Origin of the sequence: Micromonospora sp. NPDC049004 (genome assembly GCF_040649315.1) — a bacterium.
Taxonomy (GTDB): domain Bacteria; phylum Actinomycetota; class Actinomycetes; order Mycobacteriales; family Micromonosporaceae; genus Micromonospora.
Map to the genome: position 1 here is coordinate 387,556 of NZ_JBEZFG010000004.1, position 20,793 is coordinate 408,348.

17 protein-coding genes are annotated in these 20,793 nt (G+C 70.8%); 11 read left to right on the top strand and 6 right to left on the bottom strand.

Annotation, left to right across the window (positions count from 1 at the left end):
* Positions 1 to 7 precede the first annotated feature (7 nt).
* Positions 8 to 739: an aquaporin gene (locus tag AB0B97_RS15140; RefSeq protein ID WP_357493964.1), complete on the bottom strand. Its 732-nt coding sequence runs from the start codon at positions 737 to 739 to the stop codon at positions 8 to 10.
* Between the two features lie 108 nt (positions 740 to 847).
* Between AB0B97_RS15140 and AB0B97_RS15145 the strand changes: the two genes are divergently transcribed.
* Both AB0B97_RS15145 and AB0B97_RS15150 read left to right on the top strand, forming a co-directional pair.
* Positions 848 to 1,921, top strand: coding sequence for an NAD(P)-binding domain-containing protein (locus tag AB0B97_RS15145; protein ID WP_357493966.1), 1,074 nt, complete (start codon positions 848 to 850; stop codon positions 1,919 to 1,921).
* Positions 1,922 to 2,111: 190 nt separating this feature from the next.
* A complete protein-coding gene (locus AB0B97_RS15150) occupies positions 2,112 to 2,393 on the top strand; it encodes an adhesin (protein ID WP_007456076.1) in 282 nt (93 codons plus the stop codon).
* Positions 2,394 to 2,433: 40 nt separating this feature from the next.
* Here AB0B97_RS15150 and AB0B97_RS15155 read toward each other — a convergent pair whose 3' ends face one another.
* The gene (locus tag AB0B97_RS15155; protein WP_357493968.1) at positions 2,434 to 3,504 is read right to left on the bottom strand and encodes a hypothetical protein; all 1,071 of its coding nucleotides are present in this window, start codon (positions 3,502 to 3,504) and stop codon (positions 2,434 to 2,436) included.
* A gap of 91 nt (positions 3,505 to 3,595) precedes the next feature.
* Between AB0B97_RS15155 and AB0B97_RS15160 the strand changes: the two genes are divergently transcribed.
* From AB0B97_RS15160 to AB0B97_RS15175, 4 genes are all read left to right on the top strand, one after another.
* Entirely contained in the window at positions 3,596 to 4,489 is an 894-nt protein-coding gene (locus AB0B97_RS15160) for a sulfotransferase domain-containing protein (protein WP_357493970.1), read from the top strand.
* A 243-nt stretch (positions 4,490 to 4,732) separates the two neighbouring features.
* Positions 4,733 to 5,125 (top strand): cupin domain-containing protein, encoded by a 393-nt coding sequence (locus AB0B97_RS15165; RefSeq protein ID WP_357493972.1) that lies wholly within the window; start codon positions 4,733 to 4,735, stop codon positions 5,123 to 5,125.
* A 39-nt stretch (positions 5,126 to 5,164) separates the two neighbouring features.
* A complete protein-coding gene (locus tag AB0B97_RS15170) occupies positions 5,165 to 6,961 on the top strand; it encodes a glycoside hydrolase family 15 protein (RefSeq protein ID WP_357493974.1) in 1,797 nt (598 codons plus the stop codon).
* Between the two features lie 247 nt (positions 6,962 to 7,208).
* Positions 7,209 to 8,585, top strand: coding sequence for a pectate lyase (locus AB0B97_RS15175; RefSeq protein WP_357493976.1), 1,377 nt, complete (start codon positions 7,209 to 7,211; stop codon positions 8,583 to 8,585).
* 39 nt (positions 8,586 to 8,624) lie between these two features.
* Here AB0B97_RS15175 and AB0B97_RS15180 read toward each other — a convergent pair whose 3' ends face one another.
* Positions 8,625 to 9,815, bottom strand: a complete 1,191-nt coding sequence (locus AB0B97_RS15180) for a threonine synthase (protein ID WP_234581520.1) — start codon at positions 9,813 to 9,815, stop codon at positions 8,625 to 8,627.
* A gap of 14 nt (positions 9,816 to 9,829) precedes the next feature.
* A complete protein-coding gene (locus tag AB0B97_RS15185) occupies positions 9,830 to 10,879 on the bottom strand; it encodes a DNA polymerase ligase N-terminal domain-containing protein (protein ID WP_357493978.1) in 1,050 nt (349 codons plus the stop codon).
* 94 nt (positions 10,880 to 10,973) lie between these two features.
* Between AB0B97_RS15185 and AB0B97_RS15190 the strand changes: the two genes are divergently transcribed.
* The 3 genes from AB0B97_RS15190 to AB0B97_RS15200 all read left to right on the top strand — a co-directional run bounded on the left by AB0B97_RS15190 (position 10,974) and on the right by AB0B97_RS15200 (position 13,008).
* Positions 10,974 to 11,762, top strand: a complete 789-nt coding sequence (locus AB0B97_RS15190) for an aldo/keto reductase (protein ID WP_357493980.1) — start codon at positions 10,974 to 10,976, stop codon at positions 11,760 to 11,762.
* Positions 11,763 to 11,887: 125 nt separating this feature from the next.
* On the top strand, positions 11,888 to 12,043 hold the full coding sequence (locus AB0B97_RS15195; protein ID WP_234581517.1) for a hypothetical protein: 156 nt from the start codon (positions 11,888 to 11,890) through the stop codon (positions 12,041 to 12,043).
* Entirely contained in the window at positions 12,043 to 13,008 is a 966-nt protein-coding gene (locus tag AB0B97_RS15200) for an N-acetylmuramoyl-L-alanine amidase (protein ID WP_234581516.1), read from the top strand. The genes AB0B97_RS15195 and AB0B97_RS15200 overlap by 1 nt, the downstream gene beginning before the upstream one ends.
* Before the next feature lie 143 nt (positions 13,009 to 13,151).
* On the opposite strand, the gene AB0B97_RS15205 is transcribed toward AB0B97_RS15200, so the two are convergent.
* Together AB0B97_RS15205 and AB0B97_RS15210 are read right to left on the bottom strand one after the other, a co-directional pair.
* Positions 13,152 to 15,908, bottom strand: a complete 2,757-nt coding sequence (locus AB0B97_RS15205) for a M20/M25/M40 family metallo-hydrolase (RefSeq protein WP_357493983.1) — start codon at positions 15,906 to 15,908, stop codon at positions 13,152 to 13,154.
* A 375-nt stretch (positions 15,909 to 16,283) separates the two neighbouring features.
* Positions 16,284 to 17,408 (bottom strand): cellulose binding domain-containing protein, encoded by a 1,125-nt coding sequence (locus AB0B97_RS15210; protein ID WP_357493985.1) that lies wholly within the window; start codon positions 17,406 to 17,408, stop codon positions 16,284 to 16,286.
* A gap of 300 nt (positions 17,409 to 17,708) precedes the next feature.
* Between AB0B97_RS15210 and AB0B97_RS15215 the strand changes: the two genes are divergently transcribed.
* Entirely contained in the window at positions 17,709 to 18,815 is a 1,107-nt protein-coding gene (locus AB0B97_RS15215) for an FAD-dependent monooxygenase (RefSeq protein WP_234581513.1), read from the top strand.
* 130 nt (positions 18,816 to 18,945) lie between these two features.
* Complete coding sequence (gene ctaD, locus AB0B97_RS15220; RefSeq protein WP_234581512.1) at positions 18,946 to 20,703, top strand: cytochrome c oxidase subunit I; 1,758 nt, start codon at positions 18,946 to 18,948, stop codon at positions 20,701 to 20,703.
* The last annotated feature ends 90 nt before the right edge of the window (positions 20,704 to 20,793 follow it).

Below are 20,793 nucleotides of genomic sequence, written 5' to 3' on the forward strand. Positions count from 1 at the left end.
TCGAAGGTTATTGCCGTTCGGGTTCCGGCGGTCCCCCCACGGACTTCGTGTGACCGCCCCAGTAGTGTCGCTGCGCGCCCATGGCCAGCGGTGCCACCAGCGCGGCGAGCGCCCCGCCGAGCAGCGGGAAGACGATGAAAACCCAGAGCTGGCGCAGCGCGGTGCCGCCCTCGAAGACGGCCGGACCGAAGGCGCGGGCCGGGTTGACCGCGGCCCCGGTCAGCGTCACGCCGACCAGTTGCGTCGCCGCCAGGGCCAGCCCGATCGCCACTCCGGCGGTGCCCGGATTCTCGCTGCGACTGGTCACTACCAGGACCACCAGCACGAAGAGGAAGGTCAGCACGATCTCCAGCACGGCCGCGCCGCCCCGGTTGATGTGCGCGCCGTACCCGTTCGAGCCGAGCGCTCCGGTCTGGTCCGCCACGTCACCCCAGCGGGTCAGCGCCCAGAGCAGGAAGCCGGCCACTGTCGCGCCGGCGAACTGGGCGATCCAGTAGGCCACCGCGCCGATCGCCGAGATCTTGCCGGACAGCAGCACGCCGAGGGTCACCGCCGGGTTGACGTGACTGCCGGAGAGCGGACCGATCGTGTAGACGAGGGCCAGCATGACGAACCCGAAGGCCAGCGCGACGACCACCACGCCACCCTGCACCCGGGCGGCGACGGCCGCACCCACGCCGAAGAACACCAGCAGCAGGGTGCCGAGGAACTCGGCAGCGGCACGACGGGCGTCATCCATTCACCCAGCGTAAGGACAATTCGGGTGAATCGGCGGGGAATCGGCGCTGTGAGCAGGGTGACGACCCGCGACGGGCACAGCGCAGCCGGACATCGCGTTGCACAACGCGTGAACACCCACTCCGTCGACGTCGTGGTCATCGGTGCCGGCCAGGCGGGCCTGAGCGCCGCGTACCACCTGCGCCGCACCGGGTTCGCTCCCGGCGACGGCTTCGTCGTCCTCGACGGTGACGACGGCCCGGGTGGGGCCTGGCGGCACCGCTGGCCCACCCTGCGCCTGGAGCGTGTGCACGGCTTCCACGACCTGCCCGGGATGCCCTTCCCGCCCGCCGACCCGCAGCGTCCGGCCGCCGAAGCGGTAAGCGCCTACTTCGCCGCGTACGAGCGCGCCTTCGACCTGCCGGTCCGCCGGCCGGTGCGGGTCCGTGCCGTACGCCCGCGCCCGGACGGCCGCCTCGACGTCGACGCCGACCACGGCAGGTGGACCGCGCGGGCCCTGATCAACGCGACCGGCACGTGGACCAGGCCCTTCTGGCCGTACTACCCGGGTCGTTCGTCGTTCCAGGGGCGACAGCTGCACACCGCCGACTACCAGGGGCCGGCCGAGTTCGCCGGCCGTCGGGTGGTGGTGGTCGGAGGCGGCACCTCCGCCGTGCAACTCCTCGCGGAGGTCTCGACCGTCGCGGCCAGCACCACCTGGGTGACCCGCCGGCCACCGGAGTTCAGCGACGGCGAGTTCGGCCCGGAGCTGGGCCGGGCAGCCGTGGCCCGGGTGGACGCGGCGGTACGGGCCGGACGCCCGCCGGGCAGCGTCGTGGGTGTGACCGGACTGCCTGTCACACCCGAGATCCGTCGGCTGCGCGAGCGTGGCGTGCTCGATCGGCTACCCGTCTTCGACCGCATCACACCCGACGGGGTGGCCTGGACCGACGGGCGGTTCGTCCCCGCCGACATCATCCTGTGGTGCACCGGTTTCCGCGCCGCGCTCGACCACCTGGCGCCGCTCGGTCTGCGCGCGGCGGGCGGCGGAATCGTCATGGACGGCACCCGCGTGGTCGCCGACGAACGGGTCCACCTGATCGGTTACGGCCCCTCGGCGAGCACCATCGGCGCCAACCGGGCGGGCCGCGCGGCGGTCACCGAGATTCGCTCGTTGCTCGCCCCCACCCCCGTGCTCGACTGATCCGGCTCTATTTGACGGATCGGTCGGCAGCGGGCACCGTGGGCAGGGAAGGGGCCCTCAGCTGCCCCGATTCGACGCGACGGCGATGACCGTCCCTCCCGTCGCCTCCCACGCGTGCTCGTACGCGGGCCACCTGTCCGGTCTGCGCGACAACCGACCGCGAGCCGAGAATCCACGAGGAGTTCCGCAAATGCTCACCATGACCGACAATGCCGTGCTCGTCATCCGTGACCTCGCCAACCAGCAGGACGTGGCCGAGGACGGCGGTGTGCGGATCGCCGCCGACGCCGACGCCGGATCGCTCACCGTGGAGCTGGTGCCCGAGCCGGAGCAGGGCGACCACGTCGTCGACAACCAGGGTGCCCGGATCTTCCTCGACCCGGACGCCGCCGAGCTGCTCGGCGACGCCTCGGTGGACGCCACAGTCGACGACGAGGGCATCATCCAGTTCGGTTTCACCGAGCAGCAGTAGCACCCGGACCAGGCAGTCCAGGCACGTTCCCGGCGGTACCTCACCGCAGCGGTCGCCCGCGCTGCGGCGGGCCCGGCCGGGGGTTCCACCCGGGATCGGTGCTGTCGTCCGGTCGCGCCAACGTGGCGAGCACGTGCGCCAGGTGGTGCGACGTGCTCCACGCCGTCCAGTTGGCGACCGACCCGGCGCCGGCGCCCCGACGGGCGCGGCGTAGCAACTCGTGGTCGCCCCAGGAGAACGCCGCTCCGGCGCTCGACCAGTGCGGTGCCGCCACCAGCGTGCGGCACAGGTCGGCGAAGCGGTCGTCCCCCCGGCCGCCGCGCCGCGACCAGCGGTAGACCCACCAGGCGTCGTCGGCGGTGTACCGCACGGTGGGCGTCCGGTCGCCCGGATCGCCGGAGTCGGACAGCGCCGGACCGACGCCGTAGTCGCCGTAGTCCACCCCGACGTCGGCCAGCCGCTGCCAGAGCTGCCAGTCCCACCGCTCCAGCCGGACCGGCTCGTCGGTGGGCAGCCGGGACAATGTCGGCGGCATACCGCCGGCCGCCACCGTCGCCGAACGCCAGGCGTGCCGCCGGGCCCAGTCCAGCAGCCGGCGTACCCGCGGCTCGGCCACCCGCACGTCCGCCGGGCAGCAGACGTCGCCCGCGTCCACCAGCAGGTCGCACTCCTCCGCAGCGAGGCCGGTGAGCCGCCAGATCCGCTCGACGGCGGTCGTGTCCGCGTCCGGGCCCGCCCGGTCGTGCGCGGCGCGCAGCCGGACCAGCGCCCGCCGCGCGTACGCCCGGGCCGCCGTGCCGTGCGCGACCAGCCGGCGGTCACTCTCCGCGAGCCCGATGACCGGCATCAGCGGTACGCCCCACCGGGCCAGCTCGGTGTCGGCCGAGTCGGGCAGGGCGGCGACGTCGACGGCCGGCAGCAGGCCGGACGGCAGGCGGCGCAGGGCGTCCCTGGTGGCGCGGTCGACGGTGCTGACCTCAAGGATCGGGGCGAGCAGCGGGGCGAGCGCGGGGTCGAGGTGGTTCAACGCTTCCAGCTCGCCGCGTCGGCGGCTGGCGAGGATGGGGCGGTAGACCGGTTCCGCCGCCCGGCCCCGCTCGGCGGGCACCATACTTCAATCTAGTCAGGCATTCACATGCCTCCACAGCTTCCGGGCCGAAAATTCGCTGTCTGGCTGTCGTGTCGGCGACTACGCTCGCCCGATGTCCGCGTCACCCCACCGTTACCGCTCCGTGGACGAGGACAGCGCCCGCTGGGTCGGGTTCCCGTTCCGCGACGGCGACATCGTGATCAGCACCCGGTCCAAGAGCGGCACCACCTGGATGCAGATGATCTGCGCGCTGCTCGTGCTGGGCACCGCCGAGCTGCCGGCGCCGCTGCCCGAGCTGTCGCCCTGGCTGGACTGGCTGGGCGAGCCGCGCGACGTGGTGTACCAGCGGCTGGCCGCCCAACCGCACCGCCGGTTCATCAAGACGCACACCCCGCTGGACGGGGTGCCGCTCGACCCTCGGGTGCACTACGTGGTGGTGGCGCGGCATCCGCTGGACATGGCGGTGTCCCTCTATCACCAGTCCGGCAACCTGAACCGGGTCCGGATGGCCGAGCTGACCGGCCAACCAGTGCCGGCGGGACCGCCGCGGGCCCGTCCGTCGGTGCGACAGTGGTTGTCGAGCTGGGTCGACCACGAGGTGGACCCGCGCGTGGAGCTGGACTCGCTGCCCGGGGTTCTCTGGCACCTGAGCGACGCCTGGGCCCGCCGACACGAGCCGAACGTTGAGCTGGTGCACTACGACGACCTCCAGGCGGACCTGGGCGGCCAGATGCGCCGCCTGGCCGACCGGTGGGATGTCCCGGTGTCCGTCGAGCGCTGGCCGGCGCTGGTCGAGGCGGCGACGTTCGGCCGGATGCGGGAACGTGCCGACCAGCTCGCCCCGGACATGCTGGGCGTGCTGCGGGACCGCCGGGCGTTCTTCCGCCGGGGTGGCTCGGGGCAGGGGCGCGGCATGCTGGACGCGGCCGCTCTGGCCCGCTACGAGCAACGGGTGCGTTCCCTGGCCCCGCCCGACCTGGTCGCCTGGCTGCACCGCGACGCCTGAGGGGTGCGCAGACGAGCGCGCGGCGCCGTTTCGACAGTTGTCGGAACGTCGCCGCGCTCTGGCCGTCTCCCACCACCGCAGCCGTTCGGCGGTACGCCAGCGGGGACCTGGCTCGACCGGCCGTTCGCGCCGGTCAGCGTTGTCGATCCCCGGTCCGGGCGGATCCAAACCTGCCGACCGTGGGGAATTCCACCATCTGCCAGTCCCGGCGTGACGCGCGGCCGAACGGGGTATGAGCGGGCCATGGAGCATTTCACGATCGCGACCGTCGCCGAGAAGAGCCCGGACTTCCGGCGGGTGCTGTGGACCGGCGAGCACACCCAGCTGGTGATCATGACCATTCCGCCCGGCGGGGAGATCGGCGAGGAGGTGCACGACGGGATCGACCAGATCCTGACCTTCGTCAGCGGCACCGGCGAGGCCCGGGTCGCCGGTGCGAAGCGGGAGGTCGTCGCGGGCGACCTGGTCGTCGTGCCGTCCGGGACGAAGCACAACTTCGTCAACACCGGCCCCAACCCGCTGGTGCTCTACACCGTCTACGGCCCTCCGGAGCACGCCGACCAGGCCGTGCACCACACCAAGGAGGAGGCCGACAAGGCCGAGGAGGCCGGTGAGGACGAGCCGCCCACGTCGTGACGGCTGCCTGAACCAGGCCGATCCGGGTACGCCCGGCGGGTGACGCAGCCGGCGATTTCCGACTACGGGTTCCTCTCGGATGCCCGTTCCGGCGCGCTGGTCGGGAAGGACGGCTCGATCGACTGGTGGTGCCCCCACCGGTTCGACGGCGCCTCGGTCTTCGGGCGGCTGCTCGACCCGAGCGGGGGGTACTTCCGGTTGGCGCCGGTCGGAGTGGGTGGCCCCGGGTACCGGGTCGAGCGCGCGTACCGGCCGGACACGCTCGTGCTGCGGACGGTGCACCACACGCCGCACGGCAGCGTGGCGGTGACGGACGCGCTCGCCGCCGAGATCGGCGCCCGCGCGCACGACCTGGGCAAGAACTCACCCGCTGTGCTCATCCGGGTGGTCGAGGGCCTGTCCGGGCGGGTGCGGATGGCGTTGGACTTCGCTCCCCGCCCGGAGTACGGGCTGCTCACGCCGTATCTGCACGAGCAGCCCGGAGGTGGGGTGCTGGCCGGGGCCGGCCCGGTGGTGCTGGTGCTGCGCGCCGATGACCTGCCGCTGCGGGCCGGCGGGGACCGGGTGACCCACGAGTTCGAGGTCTCCACCGGCCAGGTCGTCGCGATGGACGTGGCGTTCGGTCAGACGTACGGGACGCCGCCCGCCCGGCTGGACCCGCTGGCCGCCCTCGCCGAGACGACGCGGGCGTGGGAGGCGTTCCGGCAGACGCACGGGTACTCCGGCCGGTACGCCAAGCTGGTCCGGCACAGCGCGACAGTGCTGGGTGGTCTCACGTACGCCCGCAGTGGCGCGGTGGCCGCGGCGCTGACCAGCTCGTTGCCGGAGCAGATCGGCGGCGACCGCAACTACGACTACCGCTACTCCTGGCTGCGGGACTTCTCACTGACCATGCGCGCGCTCTGGGTGGCGGCCTGCCCGGACGAGGCGTCAAGGCTGTTCGCCTGGGCGACCCGGTCGATCGGCCGGTTCGGCGACGAGCCGGTGCCGGTGCTCTTCGGGTTGGAGGGCGAACGCGACATCTCCGAGCACCACTGCAATCACCTGCGCGGATACCGCGACAGCAGCCCGGTGCGGGTCGGCAACGACGCCTGGAAGCAGCGGCAGCTCGACGTGCCGGGTGAGGTGATCTCGGCGGTGTGGAGGCTGCGCGACTACCTCGGCACGCCGTTCGAGGGGGAGTTGCGGGAGATGGTGCTCGGGCTGACCGAGCAGGTGGCGGGGACCTGGCACCTGCCGGACCGGGGCATCTGGGAGACCCGGGACGAGGAGCGGCACTACGTCTCCTCGAAGGTGTCCTGCTGGCTGGCCATGGACCGGGCGGTGGGGCTGGCCGACCGGCTCGGTGAACGGGCCGACCCGCGTCGGTGGGCCGGCGTACGCGACGAGATCCGCGCGGCGGTGCTGCGCGACGGGTGGAACGACCGGATCGGGGCGTTCACCGGCTCGTTCGGTTCGGCGGAGCTGGACGCCTCGGTGCTCGCACTGCCGGTGGCGCATTTCCTGCCGGCGACCGATCCCCGCATGCGGTCGACCATCGCGATGGTGGAGCGGGAGTTGGGCACCGACGACGGGCTGGTCCGGCGGTGGACGACCGACCCGGCCGGGTTCCTGATGTGCTCGTTCTGGCTGGTGGAGTGCCTGGTGATGGCGGGTGAGCCGCGCCGGGCCGAGGAGCTGTTCGAACGCGTGGTGGGTCACGCCAACGACGTGGGCCTGTTCAGCGAGCAGATCGACCTGACCACCGGTGCGCAGCTGGGCAACACGCCGCAGGCGTTGTCCCACATCGGGCTGATCAACGCGGCCTGGCGGCTGACCGAGCCGGACAGCTTCTGACCCGGGCCGCCGAAATCCTGCAACAGACCTGCAAGCGTCAGGCATTGACGCTGATGCGTGCGCAGTCCTAGCCTCGAAGAGACGGGAAAGCCCTTTCCCACGGCTTTCATCCCGCTTCACCCCGCTGTCGGAGCCGGGCATCCGACGGGGCACACCGATCCCCGCTCTCACGGCAGCGCGCCGTGCCGGCACGTCCCCGCGCGGCCAGACCCAGGGATCGCCACCACACGCGTCAAGGAGGACAACCGTGCACAGGAGACGACACCACGGCCGACGACCACTGGTGCTGGCGGTGGGCGCCGGCGTGACGGCGGCGGCGCTCACCGTCGGCATGACCTCGGCCTTCGCGGCCACCATCTTCACCGACACCTTCAACGACGGCGACGCCTCCGGCTGGTCCAAGTCCGGCGGCACCTGGGCTGTCGACGGCTCGGGCGTGCTCAACCAGTCGAACGCCGGCAGCGAGCTGGCCCGGCAGTTCGCCGGTCAGACCAGCTGGACGAACTACTCCGTGCAGGCCCGTGTCCGGCCGGCGAGCTTCGGCTCGTCAAGCGCCCTGGTCGGCCTGGCCGCCCGGTCCACCAGCAGCACGAAGATGTACCGGCTGGCCCTGCTCGGCGCCGGCCGGGCCGAGTTGCAGGCCGTCAACGGCAGCAGCGTCACCGCGATCGGCTCCGCGTCGCTCGGCGTCGCCACCGGCACCTGGTACACCCTGCGCATCGAGGCGAGCGGCAGCACCATCCGCGGCTTCGTCAACGGCACCCAGATCGCCTCGGGCAGCAACAGCCTGGCCAGCGCGGGCCGGATCGGCCTGGTCACCGCGTACGCCAGCGGCGGGTTCGACGACGTGGTGGTCGACTCGTCCGCCGGCGGCACCCCGACCACGCCACCGGCGACCACCGCGGCGCCGACCACCCCGCCGCCCACCACGTCGGGCCCGACCACCCCACCGCCGTCGGGTTGGCCGACGCCCACCGGCAGCCAGAAGGTGGACGCCACCATCGGAGTGTCCGGCACCTTCGACGGCGGGCTCAAGCGCTACTACGGCATCGGCGACGGTGGGCAGAGCGAGAGCCAGGACCCGATGTTCGAGCTGGCCGCGGGCGCCACCCTGCGTAACGTGATCATCGGTGCGCCGGCCGGCGACGGCGTGCACTGCAACGGCAACTGCACCCTGATCAACGTCTGGTGGGAGGACGTCGGCGAGGACGCCGCCACCTTCCTCGGCGGCACCACGTACACCGTCGACGGTGGCGGTGCCCGATCCGCCAGCGACAAGGTCTTCCAGCACAACGGCCCGGGCACCGTCTACATCAGGAACTTCCGGGTGGAGAACGCCGGGAAGCTCTACCGGGCCTGCGGCAACTGTTCCTCGTCGTACCAGCGGCACGTGGTGATCGACAACGTGGTCGTCCGGGACACCGACGCGGTGGCCGGCATCAACACCAACTGGGGCGACACCGCCCGGTTCAGCCGGATCACCATCGTCGGCGACCCGGACCGGGAGACCTCGATCTGTGTCAAGTACAAGGGCGTGCCCAAGGGCAGCGAGCCGACCAAGATCGGCGAGGGCGCCGACGGCGTCAACTGCTTCTACACGCCGTCCGACATCACCTACCAGTAGGCCCGGCCGCCGGCACCCCACCGTCGGTGGGGTGCCGGCTCAGGCCATGACGGGTACGCCGGAGACGTCCACGGTCTCCGGATACTTCAGCCCCGCGCCGGTGTTGAGCACCACCACCCGTTCCCCGGCGCGGATCCAGCCACCGGCGCGCAGCTGCCGCGCCGCCGTCAGGCAGGCCGCGCCCTCCGGGCAGAGCAGCAACCCCTCGCGGGCGGCGAAGTCCCGCAGGTCGGTCAGGATCTCGGCGTCGTCGACGGCGACAGCGGTGCCGGCCGACGCCCGCAGCGCGGCCAGGATCAGCTCGTCACCCAGTGGGGACGGCACGGTGATGCCGAACGCCACAGTGTGCGCGTCCTCCCACGGCTGCGCCCGGTCCTCGCCGGCGGCGAAGGCCCGCACGATCGGCGCGCAGCCGGTCGACTGCACCGCCACCAGCCGGGGCAGCTTGTCGCCGACCCAGCCCAGCTCGCGCATCTCGTGCAGCGCCTTGTGGATGCCGATCAGGCCGACCCCGCCACCGGTCGGGTAAATGATCACGTCGGGCACCTGCCAGCCGAGCTGCTCGACGATCTCGTACCCCATCGTCTTCTTGCCCTCCAGGCGGTAGGGCTCGCGCAGTGTGCCGGCGTCGAAGATCGTCCCGTCCGACTCCGCGATCAGCTCGGCCACCTTGCGGCCCGCGTCGCTGATCAGCCCGTCCACCAGACGCAGATCGGCTCCCGCTGCCACACACTCCCGCCGGCAGATGGTCGGCGCCGCCAGCGGCATGACGATCGTGGCGCCCATCCCGGCGCGCGCCGCGTACGTCGCCCACGCCGAACCGGCGTTGCCGTTGGTGGGCATCGCGATCCGCTCGACGCCCAACTCGCGAGCCCGACTCACGCCCACCGCGGCGCCGCGTGCCTTGAACGAACCGGTCGGGATCAGCCCCTCGTCCTTGACCATCAGGTCCGCGATGCCGATCTCGGCACCGTACGACGGGGCGCGCAGCAGCGGCGTCCAGCCCTCACCGAGCGTGGTGACGTGCCGGGGATCGGCGACGGGCAGCAGCTCCCGGTAGCGCCACAGGTCGGCCGGGCGCAGCGGAAAACGCTCCGGGGTGACCGCCTTCGCCACCGCCGGCAGGTCGTAGCGGGCCAGCAGCGGCGAGCCGCACTCGCAGAGGTTCTGCGGCTTGTCGGCGGCGTACTCCAGGCCGCAGCGTGGGCAGTCCAGATGGGTCAGGTACACGTCGCTCCTCGCCGTCAGGCCGCGTCGATGCTCAGCCACCGTCGGCTGCGCCGGCCCGGCTCGTACACCGAGTCCAGCCGCTTGGCGACCACACCCGGCAGCCCCTGCTCCCGCCCGGTGCGCAGAGCCTCGTCGCCGGCACCGGGAAACCACGGCGGAGTCTGCCAGTGCGTACCGGCCAACGCCAGCCCATCGAGCAGTTCCCGGCGTTGCGCGTACGGGACGTCGACGCTGCTCACGCCCTCCAACCACAGCAGGTCGACGAGCAGGAACTGGGCGCCGGCCGGAACCCGGCCACCGCTGGCGGGACGGGCGGGACGCACCCGGCCCGCGCCGTCGATGCGGACGAGCACACCGTCGAGCACCGCCTCGGTGGGCGCCAGCGCCTCGGCCATGGAGCGCAGCCACGGGTAGCCGCCGGTGATCTCCTCGTCGGTCTCGGCGAGCAGCCGCAGCCGGCCGCCGGAGACGTACGCCATGGCGCGGACCCCGTCCCAGCGCAGCTCGTATCCCCAGTCGGCGCGGTCGCGGGGCAGCCCGGCGGCGGGCGTGGCGTGCATCGGGCGGACCAGCTCCGGCATGCTCGTCCAACCCGGCGGCGCGGGGTCGGTGCGCCGGATCATCCAATCCTTGCCGCCGGTGGCGAACAGCGCGTAGCGCCCGGCGGTGCGGTCACCGGAGAGGGTCACGATGACCTCGTCGTCGCGCCACTTCTCGCAGCGGTACGTGCCCCGGTCGTGGATGACCATCCGGCCGCCCCCGTACTCGCCGGCGGGGATCTCGCCGGAGAAGTCGAGGTACTCCATCGGGTGATCCTCGGTGTGCACGGCGAGGTGGTTGCGGCCCGGGTCGCGGGGCAGGCCGCGCGGCACCGCCCAGGACGCGAGCACGCCCTCGTGTTCCAGTCGCAGGTCCCAGTGCAGGCTGCGGGCGTGGTGCTGCTGGATGACGAAGCGATCCGCGCCCTCGTCGGGTCTGGTCGGCGTGGGGGCGCCTTCTGGCACCGGCTCGGGCGTACGGGCCGCGTCGCGGCGGCGTCGGTACTCCTGCAGCCGGTCCGTCACACCCGCATTCTCCGGCAAACCGGGCCATTGCGCTGGACGCCGGAGTGTCCGGTTCGCTCGGCGTCCGGGGGCGCGGCGGGGTAGAACGGACCTCATGGACCTCAGCGACCAGCCCACCGCCCTGCTCCCGGGTGACGTGCGGATGCCCCTGCTCGGCTTCGGCACCTGGCAGGCCACCGGCCGGGCGGGCTACGACGCCGTGCTGGCCGCGCTCGACACCGGCTACCGGCACCTCGACACCGCCACCATGTATGGCAACGAGCGGGAGGTCGGCCGGGCGGTGCGGGAGAGCGGGCTGCGTCGCGAGGACATCTTCATCACCACGAAGCTCCCGCCGGACCGGGTTGGCCGGGAGCGCGAGACGTTGGAGGCCAGTCTGGAGGCGCTCGGCGTCGACCAGCTGGACCTCTGGTTGATCCACTGGCCGCCGTCGTCCCCGGCGGACAGCATCCCGATGTGGCGGGAGTTGCTGGCCGCCCGGGACGAGAACCTGACCCGTGCCGTCGGGGTCAGCAACTACAGCACCGGCGAGATCGACGAGTTGATCCAGTCGACGGAGGAGAACCCGGCGGTCAACCAGATCCGGTGGAGCCCCACGCTGTACGACCGGCAGCGGCACGCCGAGCACCGGGACCGGGGCGTGGTGCTGGAGGGGTACAGCCCCTTCAAGACCAGTGACCTCAGCGATCCGGTGCTGACCAGGATCGCCGCGGCGCACGGCGTCTCCCCGGCGCAGGTGGTGCTGCGCTGGCACATCGACCACGAGATCGTGGTGATCCCGAAGTCGGTGACCCCGGAGCGGATCACCGCCAACTTCGACGTCTTCCACTTCTCGTTGACGGCGGAGGAGATGCGCGACATCGACGCGCTCGGTGACGCCTGAGTCGGCGGATTCCTTCAAGATGCGGCCCGGCCGTGAAGGGTATCGACATCGACGCTCATGACGGTATAGCGTGCCGTCATCACGCTCGTCGATGCGTGTGAATCCGTCGCCGCTGGAGGACCGCCATGGCCCGATCCCCGTCCGTCCGTCTGCGCCGTCGTGGGGTGCTCGGCATCCCCGCCCTGGTGGCCGCCGCGCTGACCACCCTCGCCGTCCGACCCGCACCGGCGAGCGCCGCGCCGAAGGCCGAGTGCCTTGCCGACCTGCTCAAGGACTCCTGATGGCGACGATTCCGTGGCTCGTCGACGTGCTGCGCGGCGCCGGGGTCCAGGTCGTCGTCGAGGGTGACTGGCTCAACCGGATGCGGCCCGGCTCCTTCGACCCGATCGGGGTGCTCTGGCACCACACCGCCTCGACCTCCAGTGCCAGCAACCCGCACCCCGCGCTCGGCATCTGCATCAACGGCCGCTCCGACCTGGCCGGCCCGCTCTGTCAGGCGCTCGTCGACTACAACGGCGTCTTCCACGTCATCTCCGCCGGCCGCTGCAACCACGCCGGCGTCAGCGGGGGCAGCGGGCCCATCCCCGCCGGGGACGGCAACACGCTGATGATCGGGTGGGAGATCGACTACAACGGCGTCGACCAGGAGATGACCGCCGCGCAGTACAGCGCGTCGATCGCCGCGACCGCCGCCGTGCTCACCCGCCTCGGCCGGGACAGCAGCTATGCCCGCGGCCACCGGGAGACCAGCACCACCGGCAAGATCGACCCGTCCTTCATCGATCTGAACGTGATGCGCGCCGACGTCGCCGCGAAGATGGCCGGCGGCGGAACCGCGTGGTCGTCCACTGTGGACAACACGACCTCCGGCCGGTTCACCGCCAGCGCCAACTGGGGTGTGTCGACGTTCTCCAGCCAGCGGTACGGCGCCGACTACCGCTACGCCGACCCGGTCGCGGCCAGCGATCCGGCCTGGTACAGGTTCAACGTGCCGGCGACCGGCTCCTACCGGGTCGAGGCGTGGTGGCCGACCAACAGCGGCTACAACAGCGCCACCCCGTACATCGTCGCCACCACCACCGGCAACCGGACGGTGTACGTGGACCAGCGCGCGACCGGCGGGCAGTGGCGGGTCCTCGGCACGTTCACCCTGCCGGCGGGCGACGCCAACCGGGTGGCGGTGAGCCGTTGGAGCAGCGCGGCGGGCCTGGTCATCGCCGACGCCGTACGCCTCACCCGGGTCTGATCTGTCCCGCCGCCCGGGACAGTCCGGCGGCGATAGCGTGATCCACTCGGATTCCGCGAAGTCGGGGTGTCCCAGCAGCAAGGACGCCCCGACTCCACGGATCCGAGTGGATCACGAGGGTGGCTTCGACCGCGGCAGCTACCTCACACGATGGAGATCGACCGCACCTGGGTGTTGCCCTTGGTGTCGACGTACACCTGGTAATCGCCGACGGTGTAAGTGCCGGCGGCGTTGTTGTTGATGGTGAACGTGCCCGTCACGGCCGACTCGCTGCCGTCGATACGGGTCTGCTTCACCGTGATGGTCAACTCGTTCGTGTTGCCCTTCAGCTTCTTCACCACCGCCGACGGCTTCGCATCGGTGACCGCATTGGCCACAGTCACGTAGACCGCGTCGGGTGAGGAGAACTCCGCGTTCTTCTGCCCGTCACCGAACTGGAAGAAGCCCCGCTGTTCGGTGGCCCCGCGCCCCGGGAACGGATCCGGGTTCGAGGCCAGGTACGTCGGGTTGACCTTGTACAGGTCCGTCTTGGAGTCCGCGAGCTTGGCCTGCACCCCGGTGTACGGAGCGTCGGTGATCGCGAGGTTGACCGACAGGTAGATCGCGTTGGGGTTGTTGGCCGAGATGCGCGAGGAGAAGTACTTGTCCGCGCTCTGCCCCGCAGGCACGGCCAGCGGCACAACCTTGTCGCCGACGAGAATGTTGAACCGGAAGTCCCCGTAACCGCCGGCGACGAACTTCGCCCACGCCGCGTCCGACATGTGGCCGGGGCGCTCCACCTTGAACTCCAGACGCATCGGCGCCACGTACGTGCTGCTCTGGAACTCGGGGTCGGTCAGGGGCAGGTAGACCCCTCCCGGTTCGTGGCCCAGCGCGAAGGCCGCCGCCGTCGGGGCCGAGTTGCCGCGTCCGTTCCACATCGGGATGGTGAACGAGGTGGCGCCGAGCAGGGCCTGGTTGCCCAACTGGTTCGCGCCGACAGCGCCCGACGCGTCCTGGTAGGTGCCGATCGTGACGTCGAGCAGGTCCAGGTCCGCCCGGTCGGCGTTCAGCCCCGGCATGTCCGCCCACATGAACTTGGCGCCAGCGGGCCCGGAGTACCGGGCCATCTCCAGCATGCCGTCGGCCATCATCTTGGTCATCTGCACCGCCGAGTCGACCTTCATCCGCTCGTTGGCCGTGTGCCACCAGCGCTCGTTGCCCGGGATGACGGCGCCGAAGGCGGTCATCTTGTTGCGGAAGCTGCTGGCCAGAGTGCCGCCGGTCGTGCCCTGCGGATACACCACGTCCCGGAGGGCATAGGGGTCCGGGAAGTCCCGCGGGCTGTTGTTGATCGTGGCCTGGTAGCTCTTGAACTGCAGGGCCGTCAGCGGGTTGTCGTGGGTGACGTACAACCCGGCGCCGGTGGGCGACCCGAGGGTGCCGATGGTGAACCCCTTGCCCTCGAAGGCGGCAGTGACCGCCGCCGTCGCCTGGCCGGAGTCAGCCGCGGTGACGTGCATGCTGCGCACGTACATCGGCATGCTGAGGTTGCCGGTGGCCTCCGTGTAGAAGCTCGTCGGGGTCTCCGAGTTGATGTTCCCCATGAGGGCGAAGGTCAGGTTCGGCGTGCCGTTGCTCGGGTTGCGCAACAGGTTCGCCGGGATGCCCATGTACCTGCCGATATAGGCCTCGCCTTCGACCCCGTCGCGGAAGAACAGGTCGGCGATGCCGTCGGCTGCCTTCTTCACCTGCAGGTCGGCGGTCGTGCCTCCCAAGGCGCCAAGTCCCTGGGAGAGGAGGAACATGCCCCACACGACGGCGTTCTTGCCGTACTGCGGGGTCGGCATCTCCATCGCCACATCAGTGTTGATCTCCAGCGTGAGCGAGTCGCCGGTGATCGTGGTCTGCACCTTGGGCGTGGTCCGGGGAGCAGCCGGGAGCCAACCCTTCGTGGTCGCGGCAGCGGTGATCGCCGCCACGAACCTGTCGCGCTCGGCGGAGCCCGCCCCCGCCACATCGAGGGTGAAAGTGGCCCGCGAGGCGATCTGGGTGGTGCTGCCGTAGGCGATGTCCTTGAGCGTCGGGTCGCCTTCGCGCCGGGTGACGCCTGCCGTCGCATCCGTCAGCCGGAAGGCCTTGGTGCTGTCTGCGGACAAGCGCATCGACACCGACGGGGTCACCGACCCGGAGTTGCCGACGATCACCGGGAACCGCGAGTCGGAGGTGTAGCCGGCGACCGGCGTCTCCTCCCGGTTGAGGTTCTTGTAGGCCCAGTTGTCGTAGAAGCTCGGGTTCGAGTTGTACGGGATGGACTGGAAGGTCGCGGTGTTCGCTGCCGTGGGCGTGCCGGGACCGCCGTCCTCGTAGATCCCCATGACGATGCGGATGCGTCGGTCCAGGGGCAGCCCCGCCTCGAGCAGCGCCTTGGCCGCGAGCAGCGTCGCCAGGGTCGGGCCGCTGTCGTCCTGGATGCCGGCCCCGTAGACCCAGCCGTCCTTGATGTAGGGCGAGTGGTAGGCACCAGGAGTGCCGAGGTTGCCGTCGGCGTCGCGCCAGCGCGCCAGCTGGGCGGGCGAAACGGAAGACGTCGGCGAGTCGAGGTGACTCAACGCCATGACCATCTCGGGGGCGTCCGGGTCACCGATCTCCGCGTAGACGTACTTGTCGGGCTGGCGCTGCACGACCACCGGGAAACCCAGGTCGGTGGCCAGCTTGACCACCCAGGCGAGCTTGGCGACCTTGCGGTCGTACTCGTTCTGGTTGGCTTCGGTGTTGCTGACCGGGAAGGGGTACGCCGTGGCGGCCGTGCCGCCTCGGGAGATGGAGTCGTAGCTCGACCCGTCCAGCATCGCCCCGACGAGAGTGAGCGGGTTGTAGGTGCCGTCTCCCGCTCGCGCGCTGCTGACGCGTCCCGCCAACGCCTCGACTTCGGCGTGGATCGCGTCGCGTTCGGCGTCGGTTACCGACAGGTCGTAGGTGACACCCGGCTGGAAGCGCTCAGCGCCGGAGCTGGTCGGGGACGCGTTAGCCGGGGGGGGCGACGCTCGCCACGAGTGCCGTGGCGAGCAGGGCGGATAAGACAGGCGTTCGTCTATCCATCATGAGGGCGGCTCCAGGACAAGGGGGATGATCAGTAGCGACAGCACACACCGGCCGCGCCGCCAGCGGCCGTGGAGGTGCCATTTCTTGAGGATCATCTGAGAATCGGCCGGAGCCGTCAGCTCCGCCGCAGCGGGCTGAACGCGAGGGGCGTGACCAGATGGTCACGCCCCTCCCGTCGGTGGTGATACCGCTCAGGCGCGGGAGCAGTTGGCGCCGTTGAGCGAGAAGCTGGTCGGGGACGAGTACGACCCGCTCAGCGTGCCCTGGTAGCCGAAGCTGGCCGTGCCGCCGGGTGCGATCGACCCGTTGTGGCTGACGTTGCGGGCGGTGACAGTGGACCCGCTCTGGCTCACGGTGGCGTTCCAGGCGTTGGTGACCTGCTGCCCGCCGGGCAGGCTGTAGGTGAGCGTCCAGCCGTTCAGCGCACTGGACCCGGTGTTGGTGATCTGCACGTCGGCGGTGAAGCCGTTGTTCCACGAGTTGGCCGTGTACTTCACCGCGCAGCTCGCGCCACCGCTCGGCGGCGGCGTGGTGGGCGGCGGGTTGGTGGGGTTGCCGCCACCGTTGACGTTCGCCGAGAACGAGGTCACCGCGAGACCGACGCCGCCCTGCCACGGCTCGAAGCCGGCCTGGATGCTGGTCAGGTACCAGGAGTTGGTGATCGCGCCCCGGTTGCGGGTGTCGTTGATGAAGTCCAGCACGCTGAAGTTCAGGCTGGAGATCGGCGACGGCGCGACATAGGAGATGACGTTGTTGGAGCCGTTGCTACCGCGCCACACCTCCCACGTCCGGCCGGCAAGGTTTGTCGTGCCGACCACCGAGCCGATGGGTTGGATCGGGCCCTGCCGGTTGAGCCAGATCATGATCTCCATCTGGTTCACCCCGTCCCGCTTGGGCGACGGGTCCAGCCAGATGTCGTACGCCGCGTCGTAGGTGGCACCGCTGACGTACCGGTAGGAGATGCTGCTGGTGGCGCTGCTGATCTGGCTCACCTGGATCGGCAGGTTCGTGCCGGGGGAGCAGTTGGTGTAGTGACAACCGAGGAAGATCGACGGGTACGCCGTGGGTGCCCCGTTGGTGGGGCTGCTGCCGTTCTGCGTGGTGATCTCGAAGCCGTTGCTGGTGACGTTGAGGCACTGCTGGGCGGAGGTGCCCCAACGGTTGTTCTGCACGACGTAGCGACCCTGGATCACTGTCGAGCCGTACTGCTCGCAGATCTGGGTGTCGGCGGAGGCGCTGCCGCTGACGGCGACGGCGACGAGTGAACTGGCGACCAGCAGCCCGGCGGCGGCCAGGGCTCGAAGTTGACGTTTCATGACGCTCCTTGACTCGGCGCGTGCCGGGCGCCGGATGTGGTGGGGTGGTGCGGGAGCGCTCCCACGCTCAACGACACATTTACATGCCTGAAACTGAGGCGCAACCGCCCGCGTCAAACTGGTGAATTGTGAGGATTGCCATCGTGGCGCCGAACGGGGGTCGACAGGCGGCCAGCTAAGCGGCGCGGACCGCCGACGAGCGGATCCGGCGGGCCGATCGGGCTCTGGTGTGCGCCGATCGCTCCGAGTAGCGTGTTGCCTCCGACGCGTGCCGCTCCCCCTCCGGAGGCGTACACCACCATGGGTGGCTCCCCCCTGCGCATTCTCATCGTTGGCGCGGGCATCGCCGGCCTGGCCGTGGCCCGGGCCCTGCGTCTGGCGGGCTTCCGGCCGGACGTCACCGACAAGCTGCCCCCGGGGGAGTCCACCGAGACCGGCCTGTACCTGCCCGGCAACGCCGCCCGCGCGCTGCGCCGGCTGGACCTGCATGATCCGGTCCGACCGCTCGGGCAGGTGATCCACCGGCAGCGCTTCTTCGACGCCGCCGGGCTGCCCCTCTGCGAGGTGGACCTCGACGCCCTCTGGGCCGACGTCGGCGAGTGCCGTGCGCTGCCCCGGGCGGACCTGCACCGGGTGCTGCTCAGTGGCGCCGGCGGCGCCGTCCGACACGGCGCCGAGGTCCGCACCCTCGATCTGCTCCCGCGCGCGGTAGGGGTCACCTTCACCGACGGCACCAGCACCGAGTACGACCTGGTCATCGGCGCCGACGGGCCGCGTTCCTCGGTTCGGGCACTGGCCGCGCTCGGCGGGCCGCCCCGCCCGGCCGGGCACGTCGTCTACCGGGCCGTCCTGCGTGACGGCCCGCCCGTCACCGACTGGACCGCCCTGCTCGGGCAGCGCTCCGGTCTGCTGCTGGTGCCGATCGGGGAGGGGCGGCTGCACTGCTACGCCGACGAGGCGGGCACCGAGCCGCCCGCCGACCCGCTGGCCCGGCTGCGCGAACTCTTCGCCGACTACCGGGGCCCCGTGCCCGAGGTGCTGGAGATGCTCGACCGGGTGCACGCCGGGATCACCGACGAGGTCGAGCTGGGCCGCTGGTACCGGGGGCGGGTCCTGCTGGTCGGTGACGCCGCGCACGCCACCGCGCCGACCCTGTCCCAGGGTGCCGCGATGGCCCTGGAGGACGCCGTGGTGCTGGCCGAGTCGCTGCGCGCCGCCGGCAGCGTCGAGGCGGCGCTGATGGCGTACGAGAGTCGTCGTCGCCCGCGTACGCGCTGGGTGGCTGACCGGACCCGCGACCGCAACCGGACCAGGGACGTGCCGCCGGCGCTGCGCGACCCGCTGCTGCGCGGACGTGGCGGACGGATCTTCGGGGAGCACTACCGGTTGCTCGTCGGCCCGCTGTAGGCCCGTAGTAGATCGTGTCACGCCACCCCACGCGGCGCTGCGACCTGCCGAGGACTATCCTCCCTACGGATGACGGCCCGCAGATAATCAGCGTGTGCCGAGCGGGACAACCGAGAACCGGAGGCCACTCGTGACCACCGTCGCACCCAAGCCGGTCGTGACCCGGCCCTGGCCGGTCCGGGAGCCGGTCAAGGGGTCGGCCATCGCGCGGCTGCTGCGTACCACGGACGCGAAGCAGATCGGGATCATGTACATGGTCACCGCGTTCGTGTTCTTCATGGTTGGCGGCCTGATGGCCCTGATCATGCGGGCTGAGCTGGCTCGCCCCGGGCTGCAGTTCCTGTCGCCGGAGCAGTACAACCAGCTCTTCACGATGCACGGCACGATCATGCTGCTGTTCTTCGCGACGCCTATCGTGTTCGCCTTCGCGAACTACATCGTGCCGATCCAGATCGGCGCACCTGACGTTTCCTTCCCCCGCCTGAACAGCTTCGCCTACTGGCTGTACCTGTTCGGCGGCACGATGGCGACGGCCGGCTTCCTCACCCCGGGCGGCGCCGCCGACTTCGGCTGGTTCGCGTACGCGCCGCTGAGCAGTGTCGAGCACTCGCCCGGCGTCGGCGCCAACATGTGGATCATGGGTCTGGCCATCTCCGGCCTGGGCACCATCCTCGGCGCAGTGAACATGATCACCACGGTGCTCACCCTGCGTGCGCCCGGCATGACGATGTTCCGGATGCCGATCTTCACGTGGAACATCCTGGTCACCAGCCTCCTGGTGATCCTGGTCTTCCCGCTGCTGGCCGCCGCGCTGTTCGCGCTCGCCGCGGACCGCATCCTCGGCGCCCATGTGTACGACCCGGCGACCGGTGGGCCAATGCTCTGGCAGCACCTGTTCTGGTTCTTCGGGCATCCCGAGGTCTACATCGTGGCGTTGCCGTTCTTCGGCATCATCAGCGAGATCATCCCGGTCTTCTCCCGCAAGCCGATCTTCGGCTACAAGGGTCTGGTCGCCGCGACGGTCGCGATCGCCGCGCTCTCGATGAGCGTCTGGGCGCACCACATGTTCGCCACCGGCCAGGTGCTGCTGCCGTTCTTCAGCTTCCTGAGCTACCTGATCGCGGTGCCGACCGGCATGAAGTTCTTCAACTGGATCGGCACCATGTGGCGGGGCCAGATCAGCTTCGAGACGCCCATGTTGTGGGCGGTCGGCTTCCTGGTCACCTTCCTCTTCGGTGGTCTCACCGGTGTGCTGCTGGCCAGCCCGCCGCTCGACTTCCACGTGTCGGACTCGTACTTCGTGGTGGCGCACTTCCACTACGTGCTCTTCGGCACCATCGTGTTCGCCGTCTTCGCCGGCATCTACTTCTGGTTCCCGAAGATGTTCGGCCGGATGCTCGACGAGCGCCTGGGCAAGGTGCACTTCTGGCTCACCATGATCGGTTTCCACACCACCTTCCTGGTGCAGCACTGGCTCGGCGCCGAGGGCATGCCCCGCCGGTACGCCGACTACCTGCCCGGCGACGGTTTCACCACGCTGAACACGATCTCCACGGTCGGCGCGTTCATCACCGGTATCTCCACGCTGCCGTTCATCTACAACTGCTGGAAGTCGTACAAGACCGGTCCGGTGGTCGAGGTGAACGACCCCTGGGGCCACGGCAACTCGCTGGAGTGGGCGACCAGCAGCCCGCCGCCGCTGCGCAACTTCGACCGGATGCCCCGCATCCGCTCCGAGCGGCCGGCCTTCGACGCGAAGTTCCCGGAGCTGGCCGCCGGCCAGAGCCTGGCCGGCCCGCCGGAGGGTGGCTCCAAGCCGCTCACCAGCGAGTCGGACGGCGGCGCTCGCTACAGCGAGGACACCGCCAGCAACATCGACAGGAACTGACGCTCCACCAGTTCGGCTGTACGACGGGCGCCGCCCCCCGGGACCATCGGGAGCGGCGCCCGTCGCTGTGCCCGCCCACTGCATGTCGGC